This is a genomic window from Belliella calami (assembly GCF_022549695.1).
Taxonomy (GTDB): domain Bacteria; phylum Bacteroidota; class Bacteroidia; order Cytophagales; family Cyclobacteriaceae; genus Belliella; species Belliella calami.
On the sequence record NZ_JAKZGS010000020.1, the window covers coordinates 45,672 to 63,000 of the forward strand.

Consider the following 17,329-nt stretch of genomic DNA (forward strand, 5'->3'; position numbering starts at 1 on the left):
ATGCTATACAATTATCTACTGATTGCGTTCAGAAATATCAAAAGGAACAAGTTGCGTACATTTGTCCATGTCTTTGGCTTATCATTGGGCATCGCTATTTGCCTTTTGATTTTCAATCAGCTTTTATCTGCATATAGCTTTGATAGATTTCATCCAGACGAAGACAGAATCTATAGGTTAAACACCTACTCTGAGTGGCAGCCAGGAGAATTCTTTCAGTCATCAGGTACCAACGGCCCCTTGGGAGAGGTGCTTGACGAGGAGCTTTCATTGATTGAATCAAAAGCGAGGCTATACCATCTTTACGAAACGATGGTTTCGATACCAGAACAAAATAAAGTCATCGGAAGAAAGAGAGGAGTTGCCTTTGCTGATGACGGTTTTTTTGAAATTTTCCCAAGAAAATGGCTTGCAGGAAACCCTACATCAGCACTTTCAGAGCCGAATGTTGCAGTAATTTCTGAGTCTAGCTTACTGCATTATTTCCCTGGATTGTCTGCTGGTGATGTGATTGGAAAGGAAGTTCTTTGGGTAGACTCTGATTCCATATATGCACAAATCCGTGGTGTAGTGGCTGACTTTAAAGAAAACTCAGACTTCATTTTCACAGATTTCATTTCTTTCAAAACAATCCAAAAAATGGAGTCTGAAGATTGGTATGGGCTCCATAGTTGGAATAATCTAAATAGCTCCAGTCAGCTCTTTGTCAAAGTAAATGAAGGCGTCCTTAAAAATGAATTGGATGAAGCTCTTTTGGGAATCTCAAAAAAATACCTTGGGGAAGAAGGTAACAACACTACTTTCATAGGAGAACCAATTGCCGAGATGCATTTTAGCGAAAACTATGATGACAGCACCATATCCAAACCGCTACTTCGGGGATTGACATTTGTAGGATTGATCATTCTGGCCTTGGCCTGTTTGAATTTTATCAATTTGGAAACAGCTCACGCCATCAGTAGGGCCAAAGAAGTTGGGATAAGGAAATCCCTGGGTAGTGATAGAGCTCAATTGATGTTACAATTTCTAAGTGAAACGTTTTTGATCGTCTTTGTTGCATCTCTTTTTTCATTATTGATAGCAGATCAAATACATCATTTTTTTAAAGACTACTTTCTGTCCGAATTTACTTTTAGCATTTTGGAAGTGAAAAATTGTGTGTTCATTTTTTCAATAGCACTCCTATTGACAATTTTGTCTGGTATTTATCCAGCTTTGATACAATCAAGTTACCACCCACAAAGGGCGCTAAAAGGAGAGGTTAACTATGTCAATGGATTTTCTATAGGTGTATTTCTAAGAAAAAACCTCACAATCTTTCAGTTTGCGGTTTCGATAGCATTTATAATTATGGTAGCCGTTATATCGACACAACTCAAATACATCAGCAGTACGCCATTAGGATTTGAAAAAAATGCGGTCTTATTTACAGATTTGCCATTTATGGGAGATAGGGTTGTCCGTGAGCAATTATCAGATAGAATAAGACAAGAGAGTTTCGTGAAGGGAGTCAGCATGAGCGGCGTTTTGGTGACTTCCAATAGTATTTGGACTTCAGACGCCTTTTATTTGAAGGATACAATAGAAAACGCTCTGAATGTGCATGTGATGAATGTTGACTCCGCTTTCGTTGGCACGCATCAGATTTCATTGTTGGCGGGAAGAAACACCAATAATCAAGAAGATGAAATTGTTGTCAATCTGAATTTTGTCAAAACCCTTGGTTTCTCGGAAGTGGAGGATATGATAGGTTCTACACTACGTTTGGGAAATGAACTCAGGACGATTGTAGGTGTAGTGGACAATTTCAACGCAAGGAGTCTCAAAGAAGAAATCATGCCTATAGTATTGATTTATAGACCTGATTACTTTCATATGCTGACTGCGAAAGTCTCAAATGGTCAAAATTTGGCTTACATGAAGCAAAGATTGGAGGATATATATGCCGAAACTTATCCATTTGAGACAGCAAATTTCAGTTTCCTGGATGAAGTTGTGGAGTCTTTTTACGAGAATGACCGAAAAATCAACGGCGTCTTATTTTTTGCTGCAGCCATTGCCATTTTAATATCAATTTTGGGGCTTTTTGGACTTTCATCATTTACCATTGCACAGAGGACAAAAGAAATGAACATAAGAAAAGTTCTTGGTGCAGGTGTTTTACAAATCGTCGGATTGATTTCAAGGCAATACGTTTGGCTAGTTTCGATTTCTTTTGTCTTGGCCATATATCCAGCATATTACATTAGTAAACTTTGGCTTGAAGATTATGCCTACAGAATATCGATGCCATACTTTCTCTTTGCAGTTGTAGGCCTTGGTGTCATGATTATGGCATTGTTGGTGGTTGGCTTTCACTCATTAGGTGTAGCCCAGTCTAATCCCGCCAAAGTTCTGAAAAGTGAATAGCCCACTAGTTTGATTTAATAAAGAAAATAAGAATGATTACACTGAAAAACATAGAAAAAAGCATTTCTTCTAAGTACCAAAGAAGTTTTATACTCAAAGGAGTAGATATGGAAATCCATGAAGGGGATTTTATCACACTGATGGGGCCATCGGGAGTAGGAAAGTCAACATTGCTCAATATAATAGGGCTTCTGGATCAGGATTATGAAGGAGAATACTTCTTTGAAGAAAAAGCTGTCCATGATATGAAAGAGAAAAATAGATCAAAACTTCACAAATCTGAATTTGGATATATTTTTCAAGCATATCACTTGATAGATGAGCTCACTGTTTATGAAAACATCGAAACGCCATTGCTATATAGAAATACAAATTCATCGGAACGAAAAAGCATCATCGCCGAGCTTTTGGATAGGTTCAACATGGTAGCCAAAAAAGACCTTTTTCCTGAACAACTTTCAGGAGGTCAGCAGCAGTTGGTGGGAATTGCTAGGGCAATAGCAGGCAGGCCAAGAATCTTGCTTGCCGATGAGCCAACTGGAAATCTCCATTCTGTCCAAGCTAAAGAAATAATGGAAGTGTTTAAGGAATTAAATGAATCAGGAACTACCATTATCCAAGCTACACACGCCAGGGAAAATGCAAACTACGGCAATCGATTGATAGAAATGTCGGATGGGAAAATATTTCAAAATATTCAGTTATAAAATGAGAAAGCACGTGACAATTTTACTGATGGCAGTTTTTTGCCAGCAGGTGGTACAAGCTCAGGATACAATTCCAGTCACTTTTGAAGAAGCTGTTGCGTTTGGGATTCAGCAAAATCTCGAATTCAAAAAACTTCAAAACCAACAAGACGTCCTTCGCATGGAGCGGTTAAACGCACAGCTGAGTCACTTACCAAACTTGAATCTATCGAATGATACGTACAGACAGATTGGTCAACAGTTTCAGCAAGCTGAGGGAGAATTGATCGTGACCAATGAAGTCAATGACATCATCTCAGGAAGGGTAAATTCAAACATGACTGTGTTCAACAGTTTCCAAAGAGTCAATACTACCAAAGGTGCAAAGAATTTTGAAAAAGCTGGAGAGTTTGGTATAGCCCATGCAAAGCAAGATCTGATATTTATTATAGGAGGACAATATCTTCAAGTTTTGCTTGATGAACAATTGTATAAAATTGCTAATGAAAACTTGGCAAACCAAACAAAGCAATTGGAGCAGATAGAAGGTTATGTGGAAGTTGGTTTGAGGACATTGGCGGATTTTTACAACCAGAAATCCGAAGTAGCAAGGTTGGAGACAGTAGCTTTGGAAGCAAAGATAAAGTGGGAGACTGATTTGTGGGAATTGGCAGAAACGCTACAGCTTCCTAATAACACAATCCCAAAAGTGGAACCTATAGAGCTAGAATTGCAGGAAAGCGCATTGTTGAAAAACCCTTTGGACGAGTTAAGAACATTAGCAGTAGATCAAAGGAATGACTTCAGGCAAATAAAATCACTGGAGTTGGCAAATAGAAATATGTTGGCAGCTGCCAAAGCGAGTTACCTTCCGAGGCTCGACGCCTTTTTCAATTACAATACTTTCTATACTACTTTGGATCCTAGGACATTTAGCAATCAGTTCTTTACCATATTTCCACAAAGGTCTTTTGGATTGAGCCTCACGATTCCTGTTTTCAACAATTTCACAAATAGAGCGATGGTAGCTAGGTCTAGAATGGAATTCCACAATCAGCAACTAGATAAGGTGGCGTTGGAGAGAAGAATTTCACAAGAAGTCAAGTTGGCGTATGAAAATTACAAAGCAGCGATTCAACGACAAGAGTCAACTCAAGTCCAATTGAATGCAGCAGAGGAAGCCCAAACAGCAATTTCGGAAAGATTTAGGCTTGGAATAAGTAATTTTGTGGATTTGGCTCAAGCCAATCAACAGCTGGTGACTGCTCAATCGGATTTTGCCCAAGCGAAATATACCCTATATTTTCAAGAAGTAATGTTTAAATATGCGCTTGGAATTTTGGAGTTGTAGAAAAAAAATCAGCAAAGATGATAAAATAAAATTTTATTTTTATAACTTTAGTTATTCGTTTTGTTCAAACTTACATTTGAAATAAACTGAATACTCGAAGAATATTTGAAAAATTAGGAGTCTAGAAAAATTAAATCAAGGGCAAAAAAGTTATTGTAAAACATTTGACGTATATATAATGAGTATGCTTGAGTACTAGTTATAAGTATAGATCATAACATCAATACCAATAATTTCCCATTTAATTTAGTTTTAACCCATTTACATAAATTCCCTAATTACTTCATATTGGATATTTTAGCTTGCAAAACGATTCTGAAAATGCCTACTGATATTATTTTCTCAAAAAAATATGAAGCAATCCTTTGCAATTTGAATTGAAAAAATGATAACTTTAAAATTCAATATTAATTTAGAAACCGTTTAACCTTTATTTAAAGTCTATTAAAATCTACATTATGAAAAAGTTAATCGCTTTATTCATGCTATCCGGAATCCTTTTATCTCCGGTTATCTCGAAAGCTCAAGACGCAGATCAAGATTCTGCAGAAAATGACACAACAGAAATTGTTGAAGCAGTTGAAGCAGATACTGCTCCTGCGATTGTTGATGATGAAATCATCGAAGAAGACAAAAGTTTCCACCAAGTAATCAAGGATAAATTCATTGAAGGTGGTACTACTTTTATGTCTCCAGTACTTATTTGTTTGATCTTAGGTCTTGCAGTTTCTTTGGAAAGAATCGTAACATTGAACCTTTCGACAACAAACACTAAGAAGTTACTTGCGAAAGTTGAGGAAGCTTTGGAACAAGGTGGAATCGAAGCTGCAAAAGATGTAACTAAGAGCACCAAAGGTCCAGTAGCCTCTATCTTTACACAAGGATTGATGAGATACTCAGAAGGTATCGAAATGGTTGAGAAATCAATCATCGCTTATGGTTCCGTAGAAATGGGTAGATTGGAAAAAGGTCTAGTTTGGATCTCGCTTTTCATCTCTCTAGCTCCAATGCTTGGTTTCATGGGTACTGTAATCGGTATGATTGAGGCATTCGATGCTATCCAAGCAGCAGGTGATATTTCTCCTTCATTGGTAGCAGGTGGTATCAAAGTGGCGCTCTTGACTACAGTTGCTGGTTTGATCGTTGCGATTATCCTTCAATTGTTCTATAACTACTGTGTTGCAAAGATCGATTCTTTGGTAAACGACATGGAGGATGCTTCTATCACATTGGTAGATATCCTAGTGAAGCATAAATTGACTAAGTAATTACTGGTTGATTATAGTTTCAACTATTAATTATTTATAACTTTAGCAATAATTCAATATGGATTCTATAGATATTTTCTTATACGTATCTTACTTATTGATTATCGTTGGTGTGATTGTGGCTGTCCTAATGCCATTGATCAAATCCCTCGATAATCCAAAAAGTCTTGCAAAAACTGCAGCTGGTGTAGTTGCATTAGGTGTGATTTTCCTAATAGCATTTAGTACTTCTGACAGTGAAGTAGCCCCAAAGTATTTAGGTGACCCATTTTATATGACTCCTACATTAGCAAAATTCGTTGGGGGAATGCTAGTGACAACTTACGTCTTGGCAATTTTAGCACTGCTAGGTATTGTATTCACTGAACTTAATAAAGCAATCAGGTAATGGCTAGCAAAAGAGGCAGAATGGCGCAGGAGGTAAATGCAGGGTCGATGGCTGATATAGCCTTCTTGCTCTTAATCTTCTGGCTTGTAACTACTACTATTGCTTCGGATAAAGGTATTCTCAATATCTTGCCTCCAAAGCAAGACCCGAATGTGCCACCACCGGAAATACCTCTTAACGAGAGAAATATTTTCAACATCTTGGTCAATGCAAATGACCAATTGTTGGTGGAAGGTGAGTATTTAGACAATACTGAAAGCTTATCAGATGACGTCAAAGCCTTTATATTGAACTTTGGTGATCCAAATGCAGATGCAATAGCACTGTATAACAGTCTTCCTGAATCGCTGAAATCTCAAGCTAATAGAGATCCTAAATCCTCTGATCATCCACTTACTGGTGGAGCGGTAGTTTCTATCAAGACTAACCGTGGTACATCTTATGATGTTTACCTTCAGGTTTTGGATCAAGTGAAAAAAGCATATTTCGAGATTTATGCAGAGAGGGTTGGTATTACTGCAGAGCAATACAGAGCACTATCAGGTAAAAACGCCGCAGAGAAAGAGTTGATTGATAGAGGTAAAGCAGATTTGCCAATGGCAATCTCAATTGCAGAACCAGATAAAACAGGAGGTAATTAATATGTCAAAATTTAAGAAAAAGACTAAAGTGGAAGTGAATATTCCAACTTCTGCTCTACCTGACATTATCTTCATGCTTTTGTTTTTCTTCATGACTACTACAGTTTTGAGGGAAAATACGATGTTGGTGGATCAAAAAATCCCTGAAGCTACACAGCTTCAAAAGTTGGAAAAAAAGACACTGATATCTTATTTGTATGTTGGTAAACCTAAAAATACAGCAATGTATGGTGTTGAGCCAAGAATTCAAGCAAATGATGCTTTGATCAATACTTCTGATATTGCTCTTTGGGTAAACCAAGAAAAAGATAAAAGATCAGAATCTGAAAGAGAGATGTTAACAATCTCTTTGAAAGCTGACAGAGAAGTGAAAATGGGACCTATCTCTGATATTCAATTTGAATTAAGAGAGGTCGATGCAAGAAGGGTACTTTATGCATCAGTAGGTAAATTGGATTAATTTACTCCCTGTTTTCGAACATTTTAAATTAAGCCACTCTGAAAGGAGTGGCTTTTTCCATTTTAGAGTTGATTTATTAAAAAACACCCCTATACTTTGCCACGAGCCATAAGAAGTCTCTCTAACAAAAGTGGTTTAGTTTTCTGTTGTTAGTTGGCTGTTGAAAAATCAAAAATTTTTAAATTCAATCAAGATATTCTAATAGCTTTGATAAAATTTAAGCTTTACTTATGAGTAAAAAGAAAATTCAATCTGCTTGGGCGATGTATGACTGGGCCAATTCAGTCTACAGTTTGGTCATCACATCTACCATTTTTCCGGTATATTTCAATAGTGTTACCAAATCTGAAGACAGGGGAGATTTGGTTGACTTTTTTGGATTTGAGATTGTCAATACTGTTCTTTATTCATATTCTATTTCATTTTCTTATTTAGTAATTGCCTTGATTTCGCCGCTTCTCTCTGGTATTGCTGACTCAGGGGGAAAAAAGCTCTTTTTCATGAAGTTCTTTGCTTATCTTGGTTCTATTTCTTGTGTTGGCTTGTTCTTTTTTGATGGAGATAATTTGGAATATGGGATCATCTGTGCCATGATGGCAAGTATAGGATATGCAGGTAGTATTGTGTTTTATAATGCTTTTTTGCCTGAGATAGCCACTGAGGATGAATTTGATTTTTTAAGTGCAAAAGGTTTCTCCTTAGGCTATATAGGAAGTGTTATTTTATTAATCTTGAATTTAGTGATGATTGAAGTTCCTGAACTATTTGGTCTTTCTGATGGCGGGCAAGCTGCAAGATGGTCTTTTTTGATTACAGGTGTATGGTGGGCTGGTTTTTCGCAAATCACCTTCAAGCATTTGCCGAATAATCCCTATAAGAAGCAAGTTGATAAAGAATTGCTCCTAAGAGGGTATAAAGAAATAAGTGAAGTTTATCTCAAAGTGAAATCTTCCAAAGTAATGACAAGATTTCTTACTGCCTTTCTCTTTTACAGTATGGGAGTTCAAACAGTCATGTATTTGGCTGCAACTTTTGGGGATAAAGAATTGGGGTTGCCTGGTGATAAGTTGATAATTACAATTCTTATCATTCAAATTGTAGCTATAGGGGGCAGTTATTTATTTGCCTATATTTCTAAAATCTACGGCAACAAGCGTTCTCTTGTAATTATGGTTTTTATCTGGGTATTTATTTGTATTGGCGCTTACTTCGTCAATACAGAATATCAATTCTTCGCTTTAGCATTTGTAGTAGGAATGGTAATGGGAGGGATTCAGTCTCTTTCAAGATCTACTTATTCCAAATTGATTCCTAAAGAAACAACAGATCATGCTTCTTACTTTAGTTTTTTTGATGTGACAGAGAAAATAGCAATCGTATTTGGGACATTCTCGTATGGGTTTATCGAGCAACTTACAGGAAATATGAGAAATAGCTCCTTAGCATTGGGGTTGTTTTTCTTTGTTGGGTTAGGTTTCCTATTTTTATTAAAAATACCCAAAAGTGATTTTGAAAAACCAGTCAATGTATGACATGCTGCCAATAATCAACGGTGAAAGTATTAAAGAGCTCGATCAAGAATTCATCTTGTCCAAAGGTATTCTGTCAATAGACCTAATGGAGGAAGCCGCTTCTGCATTCGTAGAATGGTTTTATGGTATTTTCAAAGATAGAACTATTAAGATCTATATATTTTGTGGTCCTGGGAATAACGGTGGAGACGGTCTTGCTATCGCTAGATTGTTAAGTAAAATGGGTTATCCAATTAATGTTTTATACCTGATGAATGGAAAAGGATGTTCTAAGGATTTTCAAGCAAATTTTAAAAAGCTGCCAAAGAATTTTATTGCAACTAATTTCGAAAACTGGAATAGGCAAATTGATCATGGGAGCATTGTAATCGACGCTATATTTGGAGTTGGTCTAAGCAGAGTTTTAGAAGGGGCTATTAGTGATTTGATAGGCGAATTGAATAATGCTATTGCTACTCGTATTGCGATTGACTTACCATCAGGTTTGCCATCTGATTCAGTTACGACCGGACAAGTATTTCATGCGGAACATACAGTTACATTTCAATTTCCTAAACTTAGCTTATTGTTTCCCGAGCATATTCAGTTCACAGGAAAACTTCATGTTGTTGATATTGGAATTGAGGATCAATTTCTGCAAAAGTTCAGTAGCAATACTTTCTATATCCGAAAGGAGGATATTTTTAGCAGGCATAGATATTTTCACAGATTTAGCCACAAGGGTGATTTTGGTAGAGTTCTTTTTATAGGAGGAGCTCCTGGTAAGATTGGAGCCTTGTTTCTATCCTCATATGCAGCACTCAGAAGTGGTTCGGGTTTGGTTTCATGTGCTCCAGAGTTTGAGGAGAATTCCAGTGTCCAAATCCCTTACAATGAAATCATGCTTTTTCAAGTCAAGTCAAACACAGATCTAGGTAATATGGATGCCATAGGGATAGGGCCAGGTTGGGGGACAGCTATTGACCCAGATTATTTCCTTTCAATCATGGTTCGTTTCAATAAACCAATGGTTATTGATGCCGATGCTATAAATCTGTTGGCAGCTAATCCTTTTTTGTTAAAAAAAGTACCTAAGAACTCCATACTTACACCCCATCTCAAGGAGTTTGAAAGGTTGGTTGGTAAAGTTTCAAATCACGCAGAAAGAATAGAAAAAGCCACTTCTTTTGCAATAGAATATAATGTTGTTGTGATATTGAAAGGAGCGCATACTTTGATAGCATTGCCAGATGGCAGAAAGCTGTTTAACTCCACAGGCAACCAATATATGGCAACTGCCGGTTCGGGGGATGTGCTGACTGGTATGATTACTTCGTTTCTGGGTCAAGGTTATTCTCCTGAAAACGCGGCTATATGTGGTGTTTTTCATCATGGTTTGGCAGGAGAGTTGGCCTCTCAAAGCAAAAGAAGGGGGATGATAGCATCTGATATAATCGAAAAGATCCCTAATACATTCATCGAATTGGGAATTGAATAAATGTTTCTTTTCTGTATCCTTCTTTTTTTATCACTTTATTGTCTAGCGCCTTTAGGTTTTTCCAAGACATTCAAAGAACTTATTTCTAACCAAGAGGGTTTGACTTAAATATCTTACAGGAATGAATAAGGAAAAACTTTTACTTTGGACGCTAGCTGCGATCAATTTTACACATATTGTGGATTTCATGATTTTGATGCCACTTGGTCCCCAATTGATGAGGATTTTTGAAATCTCACCAAGAGAATTTGGGCTATTGGTCTCTTCCTATACTTTTGCAGCTGGCGCGAGTAGTTTTTTGGGAGCTTTCGTACTGGATAAATATGATAGAAGAACGATCATGATGTGGGTTTTTTTAGGTTTCTTTTTGGGAACTATTGCCTGTGCATTATCTCCAAACTATATCGTTTTATTGACAGCAAGAATAATTTCAGGATTATTTGGAGGGTTGACCTCTGCTTTGATATTATCAATTATCGGAGATGTCATACCTGACAGCAGGAGGGGGAGGGCTATGGGCTTGGTGATGGCGGCTTTTTCGGTAGCTTCTGTTTTTGGAGTTCCTTTTGGTTTGTTCATTGCCAGTATTTCTAATTGGCATGCACCATTTATATTCTTAGCTGTTTTATCAGGAGGGATTTTTTGGATGATTTATAAATTTATACCGTCACTGACAGATCACATTGTGACAAAAAGTAATAAACCTACCCCAATACAAGTAATCAGAAGAGTAACAAGTAATGGAAACCAAATGCGAGCCATTTCATTGACCATCATGATGATGCTAGGGCAATTTATGATCATACCTTTTCTGAGTCCTTATATGGTAGCAAACGTAGGCTTCACCGATATGGAGCTCACTTATATCTACATGGCAGGGGGTGCATTTACGATCTTTACATCACCTTGGGTAGGTAAGTTGACAGATAAGTATGGAAAGGTCAAGATTTTCACCATATTCATGACATTAAATGTGATTCCTATAGCTGTCATTACTCATTTGGGAGCTACACCAATCCCTTATGTCTTATTGATTTCAACTATGTTTTTTGTGACATCTAACGGTAGGATGGTACCTGCATCAGCATTGATCACAGGCACTGCTTTACCGGAAAATAGAGGTAGCTTCCTTAGTTTCAATTCTGCAGTTCAGCAAATTGCAGCAGGTATGGCTTCTTTTGTTGCAGGATTGATTTTGGCAGAAACAGCAAACGGAGAATTGATCAACTTTAATGTAGTAGGGTATATAGCAATTGTGTTTAGCTTGCTTTGTATTCCTTTGATTAGAAGGATAAAAGTTGTGGATGTTTAGTATTCCTGGGGTGTTTATCTATTTGAAAAATGATTGAATGCAATTATTAAATTTAAAAAAAAAAAAAATCGGTTGACGTCTGAAAGTCAACCGATTTTTTTCTTTTTTCATGCCATTTCCAATTAAAGAAAACTGAAATGTTTTTACTTTTTAAAACTCTGCATTACCAGGTGTTCTTGGGAAGGCAATCACATCTCTGATATTTCCCATACCAGTTACAAATTGCACAAGTCTTTCAAAACCCAACCCGAATCCAGCATGTGGTGTAGCACCGAATCTTCTTGTGTCTAGATACCACCACATTTCTTCTTGAGGGATATTCATTTCTTCCATTCTTGCAGTAAGGTTTTCCAATCTCTCTTCTCGCTGTGATCCTCCTACGATCTCACCTATTCCAGGGAAAAGGATGTCCATCGCTGCTACAGTTTTTCCATCTTCATTGAGCCTCATATAGAAGGACTTTATTTCTTTTGGATAGTCTGTAAGTATTACCGGTTTTTTGAAATGCTTTTCCACCAAATACCTTTCGTGTTCAGACTGAAGATCTACTCCCCAATCTTTTATCAAATATTGGAATTTTTTCTTTTTGTTTGGTGTCGAGTTTCTGAGGATTTCTACAGCTTCTGTGTAAGTGATTCTTTCGAATTTATTATCTGTCACAAACTGTAATCTCTCTAACAATCCCAACTCACTTCTTTGATCAGCTTTTTTACTTTGTTCTTCTTCAGCAGCTCTTTTGTCAAGAAAAGCAAGATCATCTTTGCAATGCTCCAATGCATATCCAATGACTGATTGAAGAAAGTCTTCAGCCAAATCCTGATTATCTTCAGCGTCATAAAAAGCCATTTCTGGCTCAATCATCCAAAATTCTGCTAAATGCCTCGTAGTATTGGAGTTTTCTGCTCGGAAAGTTGGTCCAAAAGTGTAGATCTCAGCTAGGGCCATCGCAGCCAACTCACCTTCCAATTGTCCCGATACAGTAAGGTTTGTTTCTCTTTCAAAGAAATCTTCTTTGTAATCGATTTTTCCTTCTTCTGTCAAAGGTGGATTTTTGATATCCAAAGTAGTTACCTTAAACGTCTCTCCAGCACCTTCTGCATCTGAAGCCGTGATAATCGGTGTATGGATGTAGAAGAAGCCTTTGTCATTGAAATATTTGTGAACAGCAAAAGCCAAGGCATGTCTTACTCTAAATACAGCCCCAAAGGTATTCGTACGCATTCTTAGATGGGCGATTTCCCTTAGGAATTCTAACGAGTGCTTTTTTGGTTGCAAAGGATACTTTTCTGGATCAGCATCACCCAATATTTCTATTTTCGAAGCTGCGATCTCTGAGTTTTGACCAGCACCTTGAGAATCGACTATCTGTCCAGTGATTTTGATACAAGCACCAGTAGTGATTCTTTTTAAGATTTCTTCCTCAATAATATTCGGATCAGCCACTACTTGGTAATTATTGATGGTAGATCCGTCATTCAAAGCGACAAAAGAAACATTTTTGTTGCTTCTCTTGGTTCTTACCCATCCCATTAGAGTCACTTCCTGACCCACAAAATCGCTTTCCAGCAGTGATTTGATTTTAATTCTTTTGTTGAACGCCATGACTACGTGTGGTTTAATCCGATTCTTGCATTATTCCCAATTTTTGGGAGTTGACAAGAAGAATGCAAAAAAACGATATAATAAGCTTTTTATCAAAAATTTGATCTAATTTCCTAAATTTGGAAACCAAATAATATCAGAGCCAAAAAGCTTTTACAAAAATTCATCATTATTCTATATGCAAAAACTTAATTTAAGCCAGGTTCTTTCACAAAAGTTGTCTCCACAGCAGATACAGTTTATCAAGTTGCTTCAGGTGCCGACTGCAGAGTTGGAGGCTAGGGTAGAGGAGGAACTGGAGATTAACCCCGCATTAGAAGAAGGGCGGGATGAAGAAGAAAAAAACCCAGAGGAAGAGTTTCCCGAAAACTTTGATGAGGATCTTGGTTCAAGAGAAGGGGATGTCAATATAGATGACTATCTCAATGAGGATTACGGTGGATACAAAATGCAAGGTGATGGGAACTATTCCCCCGATGATGACGATCGAGAAATCCCTTTGTCTGGTGGTATCTCCCTGCATGAGCAGTTGTTGTCACAGTTAGGTTATTTGAAACTTGATGATACCCAAAAGCTGATTGGGAAACAATTAATTGGAAGCATAGAAAGTGATGGATATATCAGAAGAGATTTAGAAGCGATAATTAATGATTTAGCATTTAGCCAAAATATAGAGTCAGATATTGATGAGGTAGAAGAAATCCTTAGAAAAATACAGAATTTTGACCCAGCTGGAATTGCTGCAAGAAATTTGCAGGAATGTCTTTTGATTCAACTTGAGCGAAAAGAGCATCCTGACGATCCAAATGTTCAGAATGCAATTAGGATTATCAACGATTGTTTTGATGAATTCACAAAAAAACATTACACTAAAATCCAGAAAAGACTCAATATCGAAGATGAAGATCTGAAAGAAGCTGTACAAATAATCACAAGGCTGAATCCAAAACCGGGAGGGATATCAGACGGGATGGTAAAGACTCAATATATAATCCCTGACTTCATTCTTTCCCATGTGAATGGCAAGTTTGAAATTTCCCTTAATTCTAGAAATGCTCCAGAGCTTCGAGTAAGTAGGTCTTATTCAGAGATGTTTGATGCTTATGATAAAAGTGACAAAAAAGACAAAAAATTAAAAGAGACTGTAACTTTCGTAAAACAGAAGTTGGATGCAGCAAAGTGGTTTATTGATGCAATTAGACAAAGGCAGCACACGCTGTTAAAAACGATGCAATCTATACTTGATTATCAGGAAGAATTCTTCTATGAAGGCGACGAAACCAAACTGAGACCGATGATCTTAAAAGATATTGCCGATAGGATAGAAATGGATATCTCCACTGTATCTAGAGTAGCCAACAGTAAGGCTATTCAGACTGAGTTTGGAATTTATCCACTGAAGTATTTCTTCTCTGAGGGAATCGCTACAGATTCTGGTGAAGATGTAAGTAACAAAGAAGTCAAAAGTGTGTTACAGACTCTGGTAGATGGAGAAAACAAAAGAAAACCTTTGTCCGACGATAAGCTTGTGAAATTGTTGAATGATAAAGGTTACAATATAGCTAGAAGAACGGTAGCTAAGTACAGAGAACAACTTCAGATCCCAGTGGCAAGACTAAGAAAAGAATTATAGGTGTATAAAAAAATATGTGAATCGATCTCGGTGGTTTTTCAACCTTTGGTAATGCCCACCTTGATATTTGTGTTTCTGCTTTTTGGACTTCCCCAATCCGAAATAGCTGTAGGAGGAGTCAATAAAATGTTGGTTTTGTTTGTGGTATTTGCAAACACATTGCTTATTCCATTGGGGATCATCTTGGTGATGCGCTTTACCAAAGTGATCCCTTCCTTGAAAATGGAGAATCATCGGGATAGGGTATTCCCGTTTTCTGTCATTACTTTACTTTATTTAGTGACTGCTTATTTTTTCTATCAAAAAGATTGGCTGGATTACAAATTGATTTTTACTTTGTTTGTCATATCAATTTGCCTGATTTTACTTACTAGTATCAGCTACTTTTGGAAAATCAGTGCCCACATGATTGGAGTAGGTGGTTTGTTAGGAATTGTCTTGGCTTTTGGGATCATGGTGCAGGGATATAACCTTTTGAATGTGGTGCTGTCCGTTATCATACTGGCTGGCATCATCGCTACAGCTAGGCTTTACCTCAATGCCCATACTCCCTTACAAGTTCTTGGTGGACTGTTGTTAGGGTTTGGGATATGCTTCGGATCGTTTTATATCGTTTGGCTATAAGCATAAAAAAAACCGACACAAGTCGGTTTTTTTTATGCTTATAGCTTTGGTTTTTAAAAATCAAGATTTTTTCGTCACCGTCAAATCTATCTTCTTTAAATGTTGAGAGAAGCTTCTTTTCGAAATGAATATAATTTTTGATACTAGAAAAGAGCTACAGAAATGCCAAAATTGATTTGATTGGCTTGTGTTGAGAATGGGCCTTTATCCTTTTGGAAAACTTGGTTGAGACCATAATAGCCCCATGCATTGAAACCAGAAAAACCTAATCTAGCAGTCAGTCCATAGCGAATAGGAGTTATCCCATAATTTTGTCTGTCTTTTATCTTTCTTTCCAAACCATTTTCATCTTCATATGCAATTTTAGTATGGGAATTCATCAAGAATCCAACTTTACCACCAAAAGCAATTTTCATACTTCTCTGATAATTGCTTCTATTGAAATGATATCTAAATTCCAAAGGTATATCAAAGTAGTTGACAGAAACATTGTTGGTATTTACAATAATGTCGTCTCCATATACATCTCTAATTTCTAAGAGTTGACTAGATTCAGGGCCTAAAGCAGGATTATTAAACAATGTTTGGTCCTCTGTAAAAGCCATTTTGTCTGTGCCTATCCCAATTCCTGGGTTAAATGTAAACCCAGAGCCTTCACCGAATAGGTTGATAGGATATTGATAATATATATTAAAAGTCCTTGAGGGGAAAAACCGAGTTTTTAATTCATCGGGCTTATTATTAAGTGTATTGAAACCAAAATCTAAAAAAAGATCACCTTTTACATCTGGTCTTCCTCCTATGGGAGTTTTGGTACGTTCTTGGGCTGATACACTTAATGTAATTAATCCTCCTATTAATATTAGAATAAGTCTTTTCATGAAAGATGTTGTTGTATTTAATTTGAGCGGCTAAATTATAAAAACATCAGCGATTTATAGCCCTTTTTATCTTAATTATTCTTAATTGGTGATTTGGCTATCTTCAATATAATTTAAAAAACCTTTGTAAGCTACTTTGTAAATATAAAAATCATATCTACATTTGCAATCCCAATTATGGCCTCGTAGCTCAACTGAATAGAGCACCTGATTACGGCTCAGGAGGTTTCAGGTTTGAATCCTGACGAGGTCACAACAATCCCTTTACAAGAATAGGATTTTGTTTATCTACAAAACAAACATAGCTCAGGAGGTTGCAGAGCCTGTACCGAGTATCGGTATTTGAATCCTGACGAGGTCACAACAATCCCTTTACAAGAATAGGATTTTGTTTATCTACAAAACAAACATAGCTCAGGAGGTTGCAGAGCCTGTACCGAGTATCGGTATTTGAATCCTGACGAGGTCAACAACAATCCCTTTACAAGAATAGGAGTTTTAAGTTGAGAGTGATGGTTACACCGCTCTTCTTCTTTAGAATGTGATTATTTTGAGTTATACCAAAATAAAGCACCTCACTGCTTTTCATCTAAGTTTAGCAAAAAGTAGTTCTAAATTTTAATTGGTTTCCAATGAAAGGTTGGAAGTTGAATATTTGAAATAGCATTGTTTTCAAAGTATATAATAATAGGAAAAATCAATTTCCAATTAGGTTTAGAAGCTTCGAAAATTTATCTGCCTGAAATTCAAGAGTTAAAAATAATTTAAACAAATATTGTTTTTAAAGCTTGCAGGTTTAAAAAAAGAAGTTCACCTTTGCACTCCCAAACGAGGGAAATAGCAGTTGAAAAACAGAATAAAATTTTAATTTTGTTCAATTAGAGGTAAAAAAAATAAATTTAATTTTATCAAAAATAAATTTTGCAAAATTAAATTCTATTCCTACCTTTGCAAACCCAACTCGTAAGAGGGTTTTGGGGATAAGGCCAGAGAGGTTTTCAAGACACCGGAAAGTCGGTGTATAAGTTCATTGAAGTACTGTAAGACAAAACGACAGAGACGAAG

14 protein-coding genes and 1 tRNA gene are annotated in these 17,329 nt (G+C 36.7%); 13 read left to right on the plus strand and 2 right to left on the minus strand.

Features of this window, described 5'->3' with window-relative positions:
- The 10 genes from MM236_RS17435 (at position 1) to MM236_RS17480 (ending at position 11,524) form a co-directional block, all read left to right on the plus strand.
- Positions 1 to 2,409, plus strand: coding sequence for an ABC transporter permease (locus MM236_RS17435; RefSeq protein ID WP_241276276.1), 2,409 nt, complete (start codon positions 1 to 3; stop codon positions 2,407 to 2,409).
- A gap of 32 nt (positions 2,410 to 2,441) precedes the next feature.
- Positions 2,442 to 3,116: an ABC transporter ATP-binding protein gene (locus MM236_RS17440; protein ID WP_241276277.1), complete on the plus strand. Its 675-nt coding sequence runs from the start codon at positions 2,442 to 2,444 to the stop codon at positions 3,114 to 3,116.
- Between the two features lies 1 nt (position 3,117).
- Positions 3,118 to 4,446: a TolC family protein gene (locus MM236_RS17445; protein WP_241276278.1), complete on the plus strand. Its 1,329-nt coding sequence runs from the start codon at positions 3,118 to 3,120 to the stop codon at positions 4,444 to 4,446.
- Between the two features lie 458 nt (positions 4,447 to 4,904).
- Positions 4,905 to 5,714, plus strand: coding sequence for a MotA/TolQ/ExbB proton channel family protein (locus MM236_RS17450; RefSeq protein ID WP_241276279.1), 810 nt, complete (start codon positions 4,905 to 4,907; stop codon positions 5,712 to 5,714).
- A gap of 58 nt (positions 5,715 to 5,772) precedes the next feature.
- Complete coding sequence (locus MM236_RS17455) at positions 5,773 to 6,102, plus strand: hypothetical protein (protein ID WP_241276280.1); 330 nt, start codon at positions 5,773 to 5,775, stop codon at positions 6,100 to 6,102.
- Positions 6,102 to 6,743, plus strand: coding sequence for an ExbD/TolR family protein (locus MM236_RS17460; protein WP_241276281.1), 642 nt, complete (start codon positions 6,102 to 6,104; stop codon positions 6,741 to 6,743). Before MM236_RS17455 ends, MM236_RS17460 begins: the two co-directional genes overlap by 1 nt.
- A 1-nt stretch (position 6,744) precedes the next feature.
- Positions 6,745 to 7,203 carry an ExbD/TolR family protein gene (locus tag MM236_RS17465; protein WP_241276282.1) on the plus strand — a complete coding sequence of 153 codons (459 nt, stop codon included), beginning with the start codon at positions 6,745 to 6,747 and terminating at the stop codon, positions 7,201 to 7,203.
- Positions 7,204 to 7,433: 230 nt separating this feature from the next.
- Entirely contained in the window at positions 7,434 to 8,735 is a 1,302-nt protein-coding gene (locus tag MM236_RS17470; protein ID WP_241276283.1) for an MFS transporter, read from the plus strand.
- Positions 8,713 to 10,212, plus strand: a complete 1,500-nt coding sequence (locus MM236_RS17475; protein WP_369415218.1) for an NAD(P)H-hydrate dehydratase — start codon at positions 8,713 to 8,715, stop codon at positions 10,210 to 10,212. The genes MM236_RS17470 and MM236_RS17475 overlap by 23 nt, the downstream gene beginning before the upstream one ends.
- Positions 10,213 to 10,333: 121 nt before the next feature.
- Positions 10,334 to 11,524, plus strand: coding sequence for an MFS transporter (locus MM236_RS17480; protein ID WP_241276284.1), 1,191 nt, complete (start codon positions 10,334 to 10,336; stop codon positions 11,522 to 11,524).
- Between the two features lie 150 nt (positions 11,525 to 11,674).
- On the opposite strand, the gene asnS is transcribed toward MM236_RS17480, so the two are convergent.
- Positions 11,675 to 13,126 carry an asparagine--tRNA ligase gene (asnS, locus tag MM236_RS17485; protein WP_241276285.1) on the minus strand — a complete coding sequence of 484 codons (1,452 nt, stop codon included), beginning with the start codon at positions 13,124 to 13,126 and terminating at the stop codon, positions 11,675 to 11,677.
- Between the two features lie 178 nt (positions 13,127 to 13,304).
- Here asnS and rpoN point away from each other — a divergent pair, with 178 nt between their 5' ends.
- On the plus strand, positions 13,305 to 14,759 hold the full coding sequence (gene rpoN / locus MM236_RS17490) for an RNA polymerase factor sigma-54 (protein WP_241276286.1): 1,455 nt from the start codon (positions 13,305 to 13,307) through the stop codon (positions 14,757 to 14,759).
- Between the two features lie 51 nt (positions 14,760 to 14,810).
- The gene (locus tag MM236_RS17495; RefSeq protein WP_241276287.1) at positions 14,811 to 15,383 is read left to right on the plus strand and encodes a PA-phosphatase; all 573 of its coding nucleotides are present in this window, start codon (positions 14,811 to 14,813) and stop codon (positions 15,381 to 15,383) included.
- A 143-nt stretch (positions 15,384 to 15,526) separates the two neighbouring features.
- Here MM236_RS17495 and MM236_RS17500 read toward each other — a convergent pair whose 3' ends face one another.
- Positions 15,527 to 16,264 (minus strand): porin family protein, encoded by a 738-nt coding sequence (locus tag MM236_RS17500; RefSeq protein ID WP_241276288.1) that lies wholly within the window; start codon positions 16,262 to 16,264, stop codon positions 15,527 to 15,529.
- Positions 16,265 to 16,443: 179 nt separating this feature from the next.
- On the opposite strand from MM236_RS17500, the gene MM236_RS17505 reads away from it, so the two are divergent.
- Positions 16,444 to 16,517 (plus strand) — tRNA-Arg (locus MM236_RS17505).
- The last annotated feature ends 812 nt before the right edge of the window (positions 16,518 to 17,329 follow it).